Source organism: Sphingobium algorifonticola, from assembly GCF_004005485.1.
In the GTDB taxonomy this organism is placed as follows: Bacteria; Pseudomonadota; Alphaproteobacteria; order Sphingomonadales; family Sphingomonadaceae; genus Sphingobium; species Sphingobium algorifonticola.
Genome location: NZ_RZUL01000005.1, coordinates 38,305 through 54,656, shown reverse-complemented (window position 1 = coordinate 54,656; position 16,352 = coordinate 38,305). Strand labels below are relative to the sequence as shown.

Sequence of the window (16,352 nt, the reverse complement as noted above, 5' to 3'; positions counted from 1 at the left end):
TAGCCTTGCTGCGGCGACAGGGGCGCTTTACGCCATAGGGCATGGCGGACGGCGGCATCGAACATGGGGGTACGGGCCACCGCGCGCGGCTGCGCCAGCGGTTGGCCGAAGGCGGTGGGGACGCACTGCTCGATCATGAACTGATCGAATATCTGCTGGCGCTGGCCATTCCGCGCCGCGACACGAAGCCGCTGGCCAAGATGCTGCTGCACCATTTCGGCGGGATCGGCGGGCTGCTGACGGCCGACTGGCAGGCGCTCGCCAGAATGCCGGGCATGGGCGATACCAGCGTCGCGGCGATCAAGATCGTCCAGGCGGCCGCCTTGCGCCTGCTGAAAGCCGAGGTCGCGGACCAGCCGGTGCTTTCGAGCTGGCAGGCACTGCTCGACTATCTGCGTGCCGACATGGCGTTCCTGACCGTCGAGCGCGTGCGGGTGCTGCACCTCAACAGCCGCAACATGCTGATCCGCGACGAGCATATGGGCGACGGGTCGATCGATCAGGCGGCCATCTATACCCGCGAAGTCATCAGGCGCGCGATGGATCTGGGATCGGCGAGCCTCATTCTGGTCCATAACCATCCGAGTGGCGCGCCCGACCCCAGCCGCCAGGACATAGAGATCACGCGCCAGATCGCCGAGGCGGGCAAGCGGCTCGACATCGCCGTGCACGACCACATCATCATCGGACGCGACGGCTATCGTTCGATGCGGGCCATGGGGTTGTTGTAGGGTACAGGTCTTGCGGGTTTGCGCCGCGTTCAGAGCCAAGGGACACTCAAACGCGTTCAGCATGGCGAGGATGGCAGCCCTAGCTTTCCGGCACCTAAGGTACCGTTCCCCCGCGAAAGCAGGGGTCCAGGGCCGCACGGTATTGCATTCAGGGCTCTGGACCCCTCCTTCCGCAGGGGAACATGACATATAGGCGCGAAAGGATAATCGCCGACGCCTATTGGGTAGCGCCATCACACCTAGAACACCGCCTGCGCCTTGCCTCCCAGCATCTGGGCACGGACGAGCGGAACAGGCGGGCCGCCGTAGCTGAGGAAGCCGTCATGGAACTGTTTCCATGCCGCCCTTCCCCCCTTGTCGCGCACCCAGTCGTCGCGCAGCTTGCGGATCATCAGCTTGCCCATGGTATAATTCAGATAGGCGGGATCGTAGGTGCCGCGTGCCGCCTGTTGCCGGGCATTGCCCTCATCCTGATAGCATTGCTCGATGAACATCCGGCGTGACTGGTCCTGCGTCATCCCGCGCGCATGCAGGCCGATGGCGGAGAGAAAGCGGCAGTTGCGCAGCAGCGCATTGCTGAGCTGGCCGATGTGCGTTTCCAGATTGCCGCTGTCGAGACCGGCATCCCACATCATTTCCTCGGCATAATGCGCCCAGCCCTCTGCGAAGGCATAGCCGACGAACACCTTACCGAACATGCGCCTCGATCGGTTGGCGTGCAGGAAATTGAGGAAATGGCCCGGCCAGACTTCGTGGACGGAGGTGAACAGCAGGTTCTTTTCCCCCGGAATATAGCCATCCTGCACGGCCTTCGACCAGGCTGGATCGGGCGGCGCGATGTAATAGACCGAAGGCAGGCCTTTCTCATATGGGCCGGGAATGTCGATATAGGCGGCGTTCTGCCGGTTGTAGGGCGGTGCTTCCTCGACCTGCGCCTCCTCCTCACCGGGAATAGACACAATATCCTTTTCGATCAGAAACGCCTTGAGGCCCGGCAACTGGCTCCGCGCGGCGGCGACCACGCCGCCTGACGGCTTCCGGGCGTTCATCTTTGCAAGGCAGGCCGGGATGCCCCCGCCCGGCGCATATTGCGCGCAGGCGGCCTTCATCGCGTCCTGATTGCGCTTCAGGTCCGCCTGACCAATGCGCTCCAGCTCTGCGAGCGGCACATCGACCATTTCGGTGGCCTGCACCATGCGCGCGAAGCGGTCCGAACCCAGCGCGAAATCCTGCGTCGCCGTGCCGCGCCCGCTTTCGATCCACTTGGCGAGATCAGCCATGGCCCGTGACGCGGCGCCCGCCGCCTCGTCAAACTGCTGCTGCAAGGCGGGGTCCTTGACGGAGGCGAAGGCGGCCTTCGCGTCGCCCGTGTAATAGGCCGCCAATCCCGCAAAACCTGCCTTGCCGAAATCGACGAAGCTGAGCGGCATGGGCATGCGCAGGTTGGCCCGGATCTGCGCGGCGGCAGCGGGCACGTTCTTCGCAAAGGCGATGAACGCCTTCATCCGCGTTGCCGCATCGGCATAGGGCCGGGCGACATAGACGTTGGGATCAAGCCCGCCGCCGATATAGTAAGCCGGATTGGTGTGCGGCTGATCGGCATCAGTAAGCCAGAAAAGCCGCCCGCGCGCCACCGCGATCAGATAATCGCGCTCGAACGCCTGCTCGTCAGACAGTTTGCGCGCATCAAATGCCTCCGCCTGCCGAATGGTCTCGGTCAGGAAATCGGCGTGCGCCTTGAGCCCCGCCGCACTCCAGTCGGGCAACCGCCCGTCATAGTCGTGCCGCCCCTGATAGACCGCGAAATAGGGATCATGCTCGAAATAGCGATCCAGAAAGGCTGCGCTGAACTTGCCCCACCGGGGATCGCCCGCAGCGGCATCGGTGACGGTAACGGCCTGCTGTTCGTTGGTCGGCGCTTGCGAGCAGCCTGTCAGAAGGGACGCGGACAGGGCGGATGCGGCAAGAAGGATGCGTAGCGTGCTCCGCGACATAGACGGGATTCTCCAGACAGACAGGGCATGCGCAAGGATCATGCCCCGCCAATGATGCCATATAAGACACAGAACGCCAGCGCCATGGTGCCAGCATGACGAAATGATTGCTATTCAGCGGGTAAGCACGACAATGGCGCTGTCTCTGTGCGACGGCCGGAAGGCCGCAGTCAGCACCCGCTTGGCGCGCAGCCATGCCGCCTCGCTGAACAGGCGTGGCACCTTGCTGTCATAGAAGATCGCCATCAACTCATGCTGCATCGGCACCACGCGCGCATCGCGAAAGCCGACTGCGCGGCCCTGCGCGATGATGAGATGCGGTGGCATGTCCCGTTCGTTCACGCCGTAAAGCCGCATGGCCTCGATCGATCCGGGCGCCGTCGAATGCCCCTCGCCTGGCTCATGCGTGATGAGAATGCCGCCGGGTCGCAGCGCCCGATAGGCTGACGCGATGGCTGCCCGCTCGTCATCGGCATGATGCAGGCAATCGAAGAACAAGGCGGCATCGAACTGCCCGTCCATATCCAGCGATTCGAAATCCCCGCAGATGAATGTCAGCCGATCATCGAGATGGTGCAGCGCCTTCGTCTCCTGCGCGAGCGCGATCATGTCCGGCGCGATATCCTGACCCACGACCGTATAGCCCGCCCGCGCCAGAAAGGCGCTGGTCCAGCCGCCGCCGCAGCCCAGATCCAGAATATGCGCAGGCGGCGGGGGCAGCAGCGCCATGATCGCACCGATGGAGGCAAGATTGATCGCGCAATAGCTGTCCGAGAAAGGCTTGTTGAGGCTGTGCGTCCATCCGTCACGCCCCAATGCCGCCAGATAATCCTGTTCCGCCTGTTTCGACTTCGCATTGTTCCCTGGAGGCGCGCCCCCTGTAGATTCGTCCTGAGGGACGCGCCGTGGTTACCGCCCCGATCGCAAGAGCGATAGCCCGCACGACGTCAGCGGTGCATCGACGCGGCGTAGCGATGCATTGGCCGGTTGTCATGCGCGCCAATCGCCGCCAAGGACGGAATCGATGCAGCACCCCGAAACCGATCCTGCCCCACAAGCAGCCCCGCCGGCCCGCCACCCCGTGCAATACGGCAGTTTCCGGGCCTATCTGTTCGGGCGATTATCCGCGATGCTCGCACAATATGGCATGATGATCGTGCTGGGATGGCAGGCGTACAACATTGCCCGCGAGACCATGGGGACACAGGGTGCCGCGGCACAGCTGGGCCTTATCGGCCTGGCACAGTTCCTGCCTCTGTTCCTGCTCACGCCCGTCACCGGCTGGGTGGCCGATCATTTCGACCGGCGACTGATCGTGCGGGCGACGTTGCTGCTGCTGATCGCGGGCGCAAGCCTGATGGCGCTGGCGACGTTCGAAGGCTGGGTCACGCTGCCGCTCATCTTCCTGATTGCCGTGCTCGTCGGCATCGCCCGCGCCTTCAACGGACCCGCGTTCAGCGCGCTTGCCCCCAATCTGGTGCCGAAAGAGAGCCTGCCGCGCGCCATCGCCCTTTCCAGCGTCGCATGGCAATCCGGGTCCATCGTCGGTCCGGCGATGGGCGGATATATCTATGCGCTGACGCCCTGGGGTGCCTATGCGACCAGCGCATTGCTGTATGTCGTCGCGATGACCGCGATGCTGCTGATCGGCAAGGTGCCGCAAGCGGCGCGCGACCTGACGCGCCATCCGTTGCGGCAAATGGTCGACGGCTTGTCTTACGTGCGGCAGAACCGTTTTCTGCTGGCGACGATCACGCTCGATCTGTTCGCGGTGCTGCTGGCGGGGGCGACAGCGCTGCTGCCAGTCTATGCCCGCGACATATTACAGGTCGGATCGCAGGGGCTGGGCCATCTTGCCGCCGCTCCCGCGATCGGCGCGGCCGTGACGGCGCTATGGTTTTCCTTCCGACCCATGGAACGCGAAGTGGGGGTCAGGATGCTGGCGGCTGTCATCATCTTCGGCATGGCAACGATCGTGTTCGGGCTGACCGCCTTTATGCCGCATGGCATCGCGATGGAAGTGGCGCTGGCGTCCCTCGTGGTGCTCGGCAGCGCCGACATGGTGTCGGTCTATATTCGCTCTTCGTTGATCCAGCTTTACACGCCCGACGCCATGCGTGGCCGCGTCGGCAGCGTGTCGCAGCTCACCATTTCTGCGTCCAACGAGTTGGGGGAAGCCGAATCGGGCTTTCTGGCGGCGCTGGTCGGGCCAGTCACCGCAGTTATTGCAGGCGGCATCGGCGCGATCATCATAACGCTTGCATGGGCGCGGCTCTTCCCCGAAATCAGGCTTGCACGCAGTTTCGATCCACCCGACATACGGCCGAACGGAGCGCCCGCCCCACCATTCGCACCGACCGCCAAGGAGACGACGACATGAAAGCTGCCAGCATTCTGGAAACCATCGGCAAGACGCCGCATATCCGCATGCGCCGCCTGTTCGGCGATGCCGAAGTGTGGATCAAGTCGGAGCGGTCGAACCCCGGCGGGTCGATCAAGGACCGTATCGCGCTGGCGATGATCGAAGCGGCGGAGGCCTCCGGCGACCTGACGCCGGGCGGCACCATCATCGAGCCGACATCGGGCAACACCGGCGTGGGCCTGGCCATGGTCGCGGCGGTGAAAGGATACCGGCTGGTTCTCGTCATGCCCGAAAGCATGTCGATCGAGCGGCGGCGGCTGATGCTCGCCTATGGCGCGACCTTCGACCTCACCCCGCGCGAAAAGGGCATGAAAGGCGCGATCGAACGCGCGCTGGAGCTGGTCGACCAGACGCCGGGCGCGTGGATGCCGCAACAGTTCGAGAACCCTGCCAATATCGATGTGCACGTCCGCACGACGGCACAGGAAATACTGGCGGATTTTGCTGACGCACCGCTGGATGCGATCATCACCGGCGTCGGCACCGGGGGGCATATCACCGGCGTGGCGCAGGTGCTGAAGGCCGCCTGGCCGCATGTGAAGATCTTCGCCGTGGAGCCGACGCTCTCGCCCGTCATCAGCGGCGGTCAACCGGGGCCGCACCCCATTCAGGGCATCGGTGCAGGCTTCATTCCCACCAACCTGCATACGCAATTGCTCGACGGGGCGATCCAGGTCGATCCGGCGCTTGCGAAGGATTATGCACGCCGCGCGGCGAGCGAGGAGGGCATGCTGGTCGGCATATCATCCGGCGCGACGCTGGCAGCGATCGCGCAGAAGCTGCCCGAACTGCCCGCAGGCGCGAAGGTGCTGGGTTTCAACTATGACACTGGCGAACGCTACCTGTCCGTTCCTGATTTCCTGCCCGAATAGGCGGGGCCGGGGCGCAGGCAGATCAGCCGCATGCTGAACGACCGGATGGCGGGCTGGGCACGGGCGGCATGCGCCGTGATCGCCTTTGCCGGGCTGCCCGCCGCCATCGCCTGGTTCGACAGCGGGCGCGTTGCGGTGCCGCACGGACAAGCATCCAGCGATATGCGCGAGACGATCCGTCCCCCTTCCCCGCCGCCGCCGGTCGAGCCGCTGCGCGTGCGCGCCGTCGCCCCGGACGACGCGCGGAAGTTCAATGCGCGTGTCCCCTTTTCCCGCCTGCCCAATCCGGCGGCGCGACCGTTTCTTTTCGACGGCGAACCCGACGACCTGGACAGGGCCGTCGATTGCCTGGCGGCGGCGCAGCTTTATGAAGCGGGTGACGATACGGGCGGGCAGAAAGCGGTGGCGCAAGTGGTGCTGAACCGGGTGCGGCACCCCGCCTTTCCCAAGAGCGTGTGCGGCGTCGTCTTTCAGGGCGCAGAGCGGCGGACCGGATGCCAGTTCACATTCACCTGCGACGGGGCGCTCGCGCGTACGCCCTCAGCGAGTGCATGGGCACGGGCACGGGATGTCGCGCGGCTGGCGCTGTCTGGCAGCGTCGATCGCAGGGTTGGCTATGCCACCCACTATCATACCGACTGGGTGGTGCCCTATTGGAGCAGCAGTCTGGACAAGGTGGCGGCTGTGGACACGCATCTGTTCTTCCGCTGGACGGGATGGTGGGGGACGCCGCCTGCCTTTCTGCGTCGGCTTTCCAGTCGGGAACCGGTGGTGCCGCAAATCGCACGGCTTTCGGCGGCGCATCAGGGTGCTGCGGTAGCCGTCGCGGGCGCGCCGGGCATGCCCCTGGGCCTTACCGCGCCTGCCGCTCTTGCCGCCGCGCCCGCCAAGGCCATCAGCGCGGATATGCTGGGCAAGCAGGTCGATGGGGCGCGGCTGATCGCGATTGCGCCGGAGGCCAATGCCTTCATCCTGCTGCTGGACCCGCTGGCGACCGACAGCTACCCAGGCATCGCCACCCGGTTTTGCGCCGGGCGGCAACGTTGCCGCATATTGGCATGGAGCGACAGGACAGCCGCGCCCAGGGGCTTCCCGATCCCGGAAAGCACATTGGCGAGCATGGCTTTCAGCTACATCCACGACGCGCCGAGCGGACTGCAACGAGCCTTGTGGAATTGCGCGCGGACGCCACGGACGAGTCGCAGCGAGTGCATGCGGGTGCGGGAACCGGCGGCGGCTGGTGCAGCGCCTGCGGTGGTACCGACGGTGAAGGCGAAGGCGGCGGAGACGGTGGTGATACGGCCGGTCGAGGCGCGGACGGCAGGGCAAGAGTAAGTGCGAGGAAAAGACTGTATTGCAAGATGTTAAGGTGGATTTCGACCGGATTTTAACTTTTGACGGGCAAACAGGACATGTCAGCCTCCGAAAGTCAGCCAGAATGTTCCAGCTTATCTACATCAGCACCGCGCAAAACATCCTTCCAAACGATCTCGACTCTATTCTCTCGATCTCCCGCCGCAACAATGGCCGTGACGGCATTACCGGCATGCTGCTGTTCAACGGCAAGCGGTTTCTGCAGGCTCTCGAAGGCGAGGAAGCACCGGTCATGGCGGCCTATAAGCGCATCAAGTGCGACCATCGCCATCGCGCCTCCGCCATATTGTCTTCCAAGGCGGTAGATGATCGGCAGTTCGGCAATTGGGCGATGGCATCCCAGCGCGCCACGCGCGACACCAACGACCGCAGCCTGATCGAAGCCGTCGATGCCCTGGTCGCCGATGTGTCCGATCCCAATATTCGCGCGCTGTTTTCCAGCTATGTCCGCATGGCCGTTGCCGCGTGAGCGTGCTGATAACCTAACACCCGGTCGTCCGATTTAGTGCAGCACGAATAAGGCCCGCCGGTTCGGCGGGCCTTCTTGCGTCTGATATCGTCAGTCCAACCCCTCATGCCGCCGTGGCGAACATCTCCGGGTCGAGCGTCATCAGGCTTTCCGCGCCGCCTTCTATCTTGCGACGGAGAGCCCCCGCGTCGGGCATGATACGTTCGGCATAGAAGCGGGCCGTAACCAGCTTGGCTTCCAGATATTTCGGGTCGCCCTCGCCCGCGTCGAGCAGGCGAACGGCGGCGCTCGCCATGCGCAGCCACATCAGACCCAGCGACACGATGCCCATGATGTGCATATAGCTGTGCGCGCCCGCGCCCGCGTTATTGGGGTTGGTCATGGCGTTCTGCATCAGCCACATGGTGGCGCCCTGGAGCTGCGCATTGGCCTTTTCCAGCGCCTCGGCCAGCGGGGCGAGACGCGGTTCGGCCTTGGCGGTAGCGACTTCCTGCGCGATCACCTTGAACAGCGTCTGGAGCGCGCGACCGCCATTCTGCGCCAGCTTGCGGCCGACGAGATCCATGGCCTGAACGCCGTTGGTGCCTTCGTAGATCATGGCGATGCGGGCGTCCCGGACATACTGGTCCATGCCCCATTCCTCGATATAGCCGTGGCCGCCATAGACCTGTTGACAGTTCACCGTCACGTCGAAGCCCTTGTCGGTGCCATAGCCCTTGATGACGGGGGTCAGGAGAGAGATCAGCTCATCGGCGGTCTGCCGCTCTTCCTCGGTCTGCGCCTTGTGCGCGAGATCGACCTGAAGCGCGCCCCACAGGCAAAGCGCGCGCAAGCCTTCGGTCAGCGCCTTGGCTTCCATCAGCATACGGCGGACATCGGGATGGACGAACAATGTGTCGGCCTTTTCCTGCGGCTCGGCGGGGCCGGTAAGCGCGCGGCCCTGCCGCCGGTCGTGCGCATATTGCACCGCATTCTGATAGGCGACTTCGGCCTGGCCCAGACCCTGAAGGCCCACGCCCAGGCGGGCGGCATTCATCATGATGAACATGGCGGCAAGGCCCTTGTTCTCTTCGCCCACCATGAAGCCGGTCGCACCGTCATAGTTCATGACGCAGGTCGAATTGCCGTGGATGCCCATCTTGTGTTCGATCGAGCCGCAGGAGACGGCGTTGCGATCTCCCAAAGACCCATCGTCGTGCACCATGAACTTGGGCACGATGAAGAGCGAAATGCCCTTGCTGCTTTCGGGTGCGCCGGGCGTCTTGGCGAGGACCAGATGCACGATGTTCTCCGCCAGGTCATGTTCGCCTGCCGAAATGAAGATCTTCGTGCCGGTAATGGCATAGCTGCCGTCTGCCTGCGGCTCCGCCCTCGTTTTGATGAGGCCTAGATCAGTGCCGCAATGCGGTTCGGTGAGGTTCATGGTGCCGGTCCATTTGCCGCTCACCATATTGGGCACATATTTCTGCTTGAGGTCGTCCGAACCCTTGGCGAGAATGGCGGCGATCGCGCCTGCGGTCAGCCCGTGATACATTTCGAAAGCCTGATTGGCCGACAACACATATTCGCCAAAGGCCGTGGAAACGACATGGGGCAACCCCTGCCCGCCAAATTCCTCCGGCGCGTGCAGCGTGGTCCAGCCGCCCGCGACATATTGGTCGAATGCGTCCTTGAAGCCCGTCGGCGTAGTGACGCTGCCATCGGGATGGCGCGTGCAGCCTTCGCGATCGCCGACCTGGTTGAGCGGGAAGAGAACCTGTGCGGCGAACTTGCCGCCTTCGCCCAGTACAGCCTCGATCAGATCGGGTGTGGCATTTTCGAAGCCGGGGAGATTGGCATAGCGATCGATGCCGACGACATGATCGAGCACGAACTGCGTGTCGCGAACGGGGGCGGTATATTTGGGCATGGCACTCTCCGGGTTAAGTCAATCTGCCGCCGTCCGTATCGGAGTGCGGCGCTGTCGCTGATCAGATGTCGTCGTCGCCCTGGGCCTCGACGATCGAGACGAAGGCGGACAATTCCTCTATCGCCGAATCGATGTCGGCCTTTTGCCGCTGAAGCAAATCGATACGGGCACGACATTTCTCTATGGTGACGCGGCGCTGCGCGGACCGTCCGTCGTTGAGATCGTAGAGGTCGATCATCTCGCGAATCTCGGTCAGGCTGAAGCCGACACGCTTGCCGCGCAATATCCATGCTAGCCGCGCGCGGTCGCGACGCGAGTAAATGCGGGCGAGCCCCTGCCGCTCGGGCGCAATCAACCCTTCATCTTCATAAAAACGCAGCGCGCGGGCCGTGACGCCAAACTCGGTCGACAGATCCGAGATGCTGTAGTGATCCCGTTCGTTGAGGTCGGGCATTTCGATGCCCGCGATCTGGGTGCTGTGCTTCATGGCCCATGATCTAATTGACGTTTACGTTCGCGTCAAGTGGGCCATGTCGCTACTCCGTGCTCTGGTACACCCCGATTTCATGCCCGGCGGGATCGACGGCGTGAAAGCGCCGCCCGCCAGGATAAGCGAAAATGGGGACCCGGACATGGCCTCCCGCCCGCAACACGGCATCGAGTGCCGCCTCCAGATCATCGACCGCGACGAGCGGCAGAACGGCAACTGCGTTAGCATCGCCATCGGCATTGAAACCGATGGTCGTGCTTCCCCCTTCGACCGCCGCATAGTCCGGTCCATAGTCCGTGAATTGCCAGCCGAAGGCCTGCTCATAAAGTCCGCGTACCGTTTCGATGCTGCTGACCGACAGTTCGACGTAATTAAGCCGTGCCATGAATCGCCCCCTTGTTCTTTTTATGTTCTAGTCCTGGCGATGCCTGCTGTCACGCGGGAATGCGATAATAATCAGCGACGCGATCCAGTGCGAAACCGAGTACCAGCTTTCCCGCGCGTCCCGGCCAGCCAAGCGCCTTTTCCGCCGCGACCAGCCCCTCACCGGCGCAGGCCACGCGCCAGAGGATATCGGACAGACCGGGGCCCGCTGCGCGCATCGCTGCGGCAAGCCGGTCCCTTGCGGAAAGTTGGGGCATGGTGGGATCGGGCGCATCGGGTGCCCCGCCCCGTCCCCGCGCGACAGGCGTGGGATCCCAGCGCATCGTGACCTGCGCGCCCATCCCGGCCCGTTCCCAGTCGCGACGCAGCAATTCGCCGGCGGCATATTGCCGGTCAGACAGCCTGCCGCGCGCATGCAGCCAGCCGAGCGGCGATTCCGCAAGATTGATCGTGACATGATGCAGGCGGCCATCGCTATCGCGCAGGGTGCGTTCCACAAGGCAGGCGGCAGGGACAGGCATAAATGATCCTTTCATGCAGAACGCAGCCTATTGCCTTGTGCATCGACATGTAGGACAGGAAAACCATATAGGTTAATGGAGGACGCCATGATCACGCGGATAAGGGACGTGCGCAAAGCCAAGGGCATGACGCTCGACGATGTCGCGCGCCGATGCGATCCGCCGACAACCGCGCAGACCATAGGGCGGCTGGAAACAGGCATGCGGACAGTATCGGTCGGCTGGCTGAACCGCATCGCCGCGGCGCTGGGCGTCAGCAGCGCCGATCTGGTGAACCTGCCGGGGCAGGACCTGCTGCCCGTTGCCGCGCTGATCGGACCGGATGGTGCCCATGCACCGGCCAAGTCGATGCACATCGCACCGCCGGTCGCCAGCGGCGATATAGCGGGCGTGCGGGTGACGGCCAGCATCGGCGATTACCGCGGCGGCGACGAAATATGGTGCGCGCGAATCGCGCCGGCCGATTATGCGGGCGCGCTCAACCGCGACGTGCTCGTCCCTCGTCCCGGAGGACGGTTTCTGTTCGGACGGCTGATCGGACGCGATGCCGCGATGATCCACCTATTGCCGCTGGGCGCGCGCACGCGGCAGCAGGTGCTTGCCGATCCACCGTGGATAGGGGTCGCCACGCGGCTGGTCCGCGCGCTTTGACGGCTGGGCCGATCCGCGCAGGACTAACAGCCCGTTAACCGACCTGCTATACTATGGTCGAATGACTATCCGCGTCTTGATGCTGTCAACGCTGTTTCCCGATATGAGCCGCCCCAATTTCGGCGTGTTCGTGGAGCGGCAGGCGCGTGAGCTGGGCAGCCGCCCGGACTGCTACGTCACGGTGGTTGCGCCGGTCGGTATTCCGCCCTGGCCGCTTTCAAACGCTACGCCCTATCAGGCGCTGGCCCGCCTGCCGGAAAAGGAACGCTGGCGCGATCTGATGGTCTATCGCCCGCGCTTCCCGATCATTCCCAAGTTCGGCGGGCGCATCAACGTGACGACCATGACGCGTGCCATTCTGCCGCTTGTCCGCCGCCTGCACGGGGAACGGCCGTTCGATGTAATCGATGCGAGCTTTTTCTACCCCGACGGACCGGTAGCGGCGCGGATCGCAAAGGTGCTGAACATTCCCTTTTCGGTGAAGGCACGCGGCGCGGACATCCATTATTGGGGCAAGCGCGCGGATACCCGCCGTGCCGTATTGCGCGCCGGGGAGGATGCTGCCGGTCTGCTGGCGGTATCGGCAGCGATGAAACGCTCGATGATCGCGCTCGGCATGGCCGAGGACAAGATCATGGTGCATTACACCGGCGTCGATCTCGACCGCTTCCGCATCGAGGACCGCTATGCGGCAAAGGATGCGCTGGACCTGAAAGGGCCGGTTGTGGCGAGCGTTGGCGCGCTAATCCCGCGCAAGGGCCAGGATCTGCTGATTCGGGCGATGTCGGCCATGCCCGACGTCACGCTGTTGCTGATCGGTCAGGGACCGGAAGCAAGCCCGCTGCTGGCGCTCGCGCAGGAACTGGGCGTTTCCGATCGGGTCGGCCTGGTCGGTGCGGTGCCGCACGATCGTCTGCCACAATATCTGAATGCTGCCGATGTGATGGCCTTGCCGTCTGCGTCGGAAGGACTGGCCAATGCCTGGGTCGAGGCCCTGGCCTGCGGCACGCCGGTCGTCACAAGCGATGTCGGCGGCGCAGGCGAACTGATCGATCGGCCCGAAGCGGGGCATATCGTTGCGCGCGAACCGGCCGCCATCGCGACCGCGATCCGCGACCTGATCGACAATCCACCAGAGCGAGAGGCGGTGCGCGAGACCGCGCGGCGCTTCACCTGGGTAGCGAATGGCGATGCTTTGCTGGCGCATCTCAAAGGGGTTGCGGGGAAGGGATAACCTCTATCCGTTCGCCCTGAGCATGTCGAAGCCTGTCCTGAGCGCCTGCCGCAGGCTGGCAGTCGAAGGGGGCATTACTAAACAAAGTGAAGTGCCTTCGCTACGCTCAGGCTGGTCCTTCGACAAGCTCAGGATGAACGGTGAATTAGTAACGAACCTAAGGCTAAAGCGCCATTAGCGCCGCAATCACCTGACGATCCTCCGAGCGCAGCACACCCCAGGCACGGGCAGCGGCGCGACTGTCCATCACCTCTACCCCGACGCCCCGTGCCTCCAGCTCCCGCACGAAGGCGCGTGCAGGCTGCACCAGACCCGCGCCGGTGCCAAGCAGCAGAAACTCCGGCATGGGATCGAGCGCGGCCAGAGGACCCAGCGAAGACAGGCTGAGCGCGTCTGGCGCGGGCGCATCATCCCACGGCCATGCCTCCGTCCAACTCAGAAGCACGCCGCCGGGAAAGACGCTATCCTGCAAGCGATAGCCGCGCCCGGCAAAGCCGGTGATGCGCGGGCCGCCATAGCCGCCGTCGCGCCGCATCTCCATACCGCTGGTCACGCCGATCCGTTCAGGGGGCCGTTCAAGGCTGCGCGCCGTCGCCCATGCGTTCGGCCTTCGAAGCAATACCACCTGCCTTTTTGTCCGAGGCGGCTTCCGGCTTCAGACCCAAAGTGATGAGCAGCGAAGAGGACACATAGACCGAGGAATAGGTGCCGATGATGATCCCCAGCATCATCGCAGCGGAGAAGCCGCGCAGCACGTGCCCGCCAAAGGCCAGCAGCGCCCCCAGCGCCAGCATCACGGTGACGGACGTCATCACGGTGCGCGGCAGCGTTTCGTTGACGGACAGGTCGATCAACGCCTTCATGTCCATCTTTCGATATTTGCGCATGTTTTCGCGGATGCGATCGTCGATCACCATCTTGTCGTTGATAGAATAGCCCACGATGGTGAGCACGGCGGCGACGATATTGAGATCGAACTCCAGCCGCGTGATGGCGAAAAACCCTAATGTCATCAGCACGTCGTGCATGATCGCGACGAAGGTCGACACGCCGAATTGCCATTCGTAGCGGAACCAGGAGAAGATCGCGATGCCGACGACGGCAAGCAGCACCGCCAGGATACCGTTGCGGATCAGCTCACCGGACACCTTGCCCGACACCGCATCGTAGCGGCTGAAGGTGACGCCGGGATATTTGGCCTCCACGCCTGCCTGCACCTTGCGGACCAAGGCGTCGGTCGCGCCATCGTCGCTGCTTTCGGGCAGCGGCAAACGGATCGACACGGTGCGCGGGTCGCCAAACTGTTGCAGCGAGACTTCACCGACGTTCATCGCATCGATATCGCTGCGTACCTTGTCGAGCGGCGGCGCGGACGCGAACTTCGCCTCGACCATCAGCCCGCCAACGAAATCGACGCCCATATTGAGGCCTCGCACGCCCACGGCGGCAACGGCCAGCAGCGTCAGGATGGCCGTGATCGCAAAGGCGATATGGCGAACGCGGACAAAGCCGATGTTCGTATTGTCGGGAACGAGCTTGAGCAGTTTCATGACGTGGTTCCGATCTCGCACCCCAAGCCGCTCGGCCCCGGCTTTGATCCGGGGTTCTCGAAGCCTTCGCCTGAACGAAGTGACGGCACTTCACTGTGCTCAGTACGGCCCTTCGACAGGCTCAGGGCGAACGGGGAAAGGGGCGTATTCATATATGCAGCTCCGTCGGGCGCGCACGGCGGAGCCATGTCGCCACGATGAGGCGCGTGAAGGTGACGGCGGTGAAGACTGATGTCGCAATGCCGATCAGCAGAACGATGGCAAAGCCCTTCACCGGGCCGGAGCCGAGCGCGAGCATGATGCCGCCCGCAATCGCATGGGTGACGTTTGCTTCGAAGATCGTGCGGCTGGCTTCCTTGTAGCCGAACTCGATCGCCTGCACGACACCCCGGCCCCGTCGGCGTTCCTCGCGGATACGCTCGTAGATGAGCACGTTGGCGTCAACCGCGGTGCCGATCGTCAGCACGAAACCGGCGATGCCCGGCAGCGTCAGCGTCGCGTTGAGCAGCCCCATGACGCCCAGGATGACAAGGATGTTGATGACCACCGCGAGGTTCGCATAAAGGCCAAAGCGGCCGTAGCTGAGGAACATGAATACGGCGACCGCGCCCGCCGCGACGACCGACGCAATGATGCCCGCGCGGATCGAATCGGCGCCGAGCTGTGGCCCGACGGTGCGTTCCTCCACGACCTTGAGCGCCACCGGCAACTTGCCCGAACGCAGCGCAATGGCAAGCTGATTGGCGCTTTCGACAGTGAAATTGCCGCTGATTTGCGCGGTGCCGCCCAGGATCGGCTCGTTGATGTTCGGTGCGGACAGCACCTGCCCGTCGAGGATGATGGCAAAGGGACGATCGACATTCTCGCTCGTCACCTTGCCGAACTTGCGCCCGCCCCACGCGTTGAAACGGATCGAGACGGCGGGCAGATTGTTCTGCTGGTCGTAGACTTGCGTCGCGTCGGTCAACTCGTCGCCGGAAACCATGACTTGCCGCTTGACCGCGATAAACGGAACGCCGGCGGGATTGCCGGGATAGGGCAGGACTTCACTGCCGACCGGCGCACGTCCCTGCGCCACTTCGGCAGGGTTGGCGGTGAAATCGACCAGCTTGAACTCAAGCTTCGCCGTCTGGCCGAGCAAATCCTTAAGCTGCTTTGGGTCTTGCAGGCCCGGCACCTGAACGACGATACGATTTTCGCCCTGCCGCACGATGCTGGGTTCACGCGTGCCCAACTCGTCGATACGCTTGCGGATCACTTCGGTGGCGACTTCCATCGCACTGTTCACCGAATTGGCTATGCCCGCGTCGGTGGGTGCCAGCACGATCGTGCTGCTGTCCACGACGCTGACGTCGAAATCGCGCTGGCCGGTCATCCCCGCGCCTTGCGTCAGCGGGCGGATACGCTCCACGGCGGCATCGACCTGTGCGGGATTGCGGACCATGAAGGAGAGCTTCCCGTCGCGCCGGGAAATGTCGCCGATCGCGATGCGCGGATCGCCCCTGCGCAGCTCCGTGCGGACCTGGTCCTCCATATTGGTCAGGCGGGCCTTGGTCACATCATCGGTGCTGGCCTCCAGCAGCAGATGGCTGCCGCCCGACAGATCGAGACCCAGATTGACGCGGACCTGCGCGAAGCCGGGCCAGGCCGACGTGATCCGTTCGGGCAGGAAACTGGGAACGGCACACAGGATGCCGATGCCCAGCACGGCCAGGATAAGCGTGATCTTCCAGCGGGGAAACGTCAGCATG

The 16,352-nt window shown here is 63.9% G+C and carries 16 protein-coding genes; 7 read left to right on the top strand and 9 right to left on the bottom strand.

Features of this window, described 5'->3' with window-relative positions:
* The first annotated feature begins 41 nt into the window (after window positions 1–41).
* Window positions 42–731: a RadC family protein gene (gene radC, locus ENE74_RS13730; protein ID WP_127691509.1), complete on the top strand. Its 690-nt coding sequence runs from the start codon at window positions 42–44 to the stop codon at window positions 729–731.
* A 239-nt stretch (window positions 732–970) separates the two neighbouring features.
* Here radC and ENE74_RS13725 read toward each other — a convergent pair whose 3' ends face one another.
* On the bottom strand, window positions 971–2,725 hold the full coding sequence (locus tag ENE74_RS13725; RefSeq protein ID WP_127691508.1) for a DUF885 domain-containing protein: 1,755 nt from the start codon (window positions 2,723–2,725) through the stop codon (window positions 971–973).
* Window positions 2,726–2,839: 114 nt separating this feature from the next.
* Window positions 2,840–3,541, bottom strand: coding sequence for a class I SAM-dependent methyltransferase (locus ENE74_RS13720; protein WP_241242001.1), 702 nt, complete (start codon window positions 3,539–3,541; stop codon window positions 2,840–2,842).
* Between the two features lie 208 nt (window positions 3,542–3,749).
* On the opposite strand from ENE74_RS13720, the gene ENE74_RS13715 reads away from it, so the two are divergent.
* The 4 genes from ENE74_RS13715 (at window position 3,750) to ENE74_RS13700 (ending at window position 7,862) form a co-directional block, all read left to right on the top strand.
* Entirely contained in the window at window positions 3,750–5,105 is a 1,356-nt protein-coding gene (locus ENE74_RS13715) for an MFS transporter (RefSeq protein ID WP_127691506.1), read from the top strand.
* Window positions 5,102–6,019, top strand: a complete 918-nt coding sequence (gene cysK / locus ENE74_RS13710) for a cysteine synthase A (RefSeq protein WP_127691505.1) — start codon at window positions 5,102–5,104, stop codon at window positions 6,017–6,019. The genes ENE74_RS13715 and cysK overlap by 4 nt, the downstream gene beginning before the upstream one ends.
* 30 nt (window positions 6,020–6,049) lie before the next feature.
* Window positions 6,050–7,354: a cell wall hydrolase gene (locus ENE74_RS13705; protein WP_127691504.1), complete on the top strand. Its 1,305-nt coding sequence runs from the start codon at window positions 6,050–6,052 to the stop codon at window positions 7,352–7,354.
* A gap of 103 nt (window positions 7,355–7,457) precedes the next feature.
* Window positions 7,458–7,862, top strand: a complete 405-nt coding sequence (locus ENE74_RS13700; protein ID WP_127691503.1) for a BLUF domain-containing protein — start codon at window positions 7,458–7,460, stop codon at window positions 7,860–7,862.
* Window positions 7,863–7,965: 103 nt separating this feature from the next.
* On the opposite strand, the gene ENE74_RS13695 is transcribed toward ENE74_RS13700, so the two are convergent.
* From ENE74_RS13695 to ENE74_RS13680, 4 genes are all read right to left on the bottom strand, one after another.
* Window positions 7,966–9,771 carry an acyl-CoA dehydrogenase C-terminal domain-containing protein gene (locus tag ENE74_RS13695; RefSeq protein WP_127691502.1) on the bottom strand — a complete coding sequence of 602 codons (1,806 nt, stop codon included), beginning with the start codon at window positions 9,769–9,771 and terminating at the stop codon, window positions 7,966–7,968.
* 61 nt (window positions 9,772–9,832) lie between these two features.
* A complete protein-coding gene (locus ENE74_RS13690) occupies window positions 9,833–10,258 on the bottom strand; it encodes a MerR family transcriptional regulator (RefSeq protein ID WP_127691501.1) in 426 nt (141 codons plus the stop codon).
* A 49-nt stretch (window positions 10,259–10,307) separates the two neighbouring features.
* A complete protein-coding gene (locus ENE74_RS13685) occupies window positions 10,308–10,646 on the bottom strand; it encodes a VOC family protein (protein WP_127691500.1) in 339 nt (112 codons plus the stop codon).
* A 49-nt stretch (window positions 10,647–10,695) separates the two neighbouring features.
* On the bottom strand, window positions 10,696–11,166 hold the full coding sequence (locus ENE74_RS13680) for a DUF6456 domain-containing protein (RefSeq protein WP_127691499.1): 471 nt from the start codon (window positions 11,164–11,166) through the stop codon (window positions 10,696–10,698).
* Between the two features lie 87 nt (window positions 11,167–11,253).
* Between ENE74_RS13680 and ENE74_RS13675 the strand changes: the two genes are divergently transcribed.
* Both ENE74_RS13675 and ENE74_RS13670 read left to right on the top strand, forming a co-directional pair.
* Window positions 11,254–11,817 carry a helix-turn-helix domain-containing protein gene (locus tag ENE74_RS13675; RefSeq protein WP_127691498.1) on the top strand — a complete coding sequence of 188 codons (564 nt, stop codon included), beginning with the start codon at window positions 11,254–11,256 and terminating at the stop codon, window positions 11,815–11,817.
* A 61-nt stretch (window positions 11,818–11,878) separates the two neighbouring features.
* Window positions 11,879–13,051 carry a glycosyltransferase gene (locus ENE74_RS13670; protein ID WP_127691497.1) on the top strand — a complete coding sequence of 391 codons (1,173 nt, stop codon included), beginning with the start codon at window positions 11,879–11,881 and terminating at the stop codon, window positions 13,049–13,051.
* A gap of 163 nt (window positions 13,052–13,214) precedes the next feature.
* On the opposite strand, the gene ENE74_RS13665 is transcribed toward ENE74_RS13670, so the two are convergent.
* The 3 genes from ENE74_RS13665 to secD all read right to left on the bottom strand — a co-directional run bounded on the left by ENE74_RS13665 (window position 13,215) and on the right by secD (window position 16,351).
* Window positions 13,215–13,592, bottom strand: coding sequence for an Mth938-like domain-containing protein (locus tag ENE74_RS13665; RefSeq protein ID WP_127691616.1), 378 nt, complete (start codon window positions 13,590–13,592; stop codon window positions 13,215–13,217).
* Between the two features lie 34 nt (window positions 13,593–13,626).
* Window positions 13,627–14,601 carry a protein translocase subunit SecF gene (secF, locus tag ENE74_RS13660; RefSeq protein ID WP_127691496.1) on the bottom strand — a complete coding sequence of 325 codons (975 nt, stop codon included), beginning with the start codon at window positions 14,599–14,601 and terminating at the stop codon, window positions 13,627–13,629.
* A gap of 148 nt (window positions 14,602–14,749) precedes the next feature.
* Window positions 14,750–16,351 (bottom strand): protein translocase subunit SecD, encoded by a 1,602-nt coding sequence (secD, locus tag ENE74_RS13655; protein WP_127691495.1) that lies wholly within the window; start codon window positions 16,349–16,351, stop codon window positions 14,750–14,752.
* Window position 16,352: the final 1 nt, after the last annotated feature.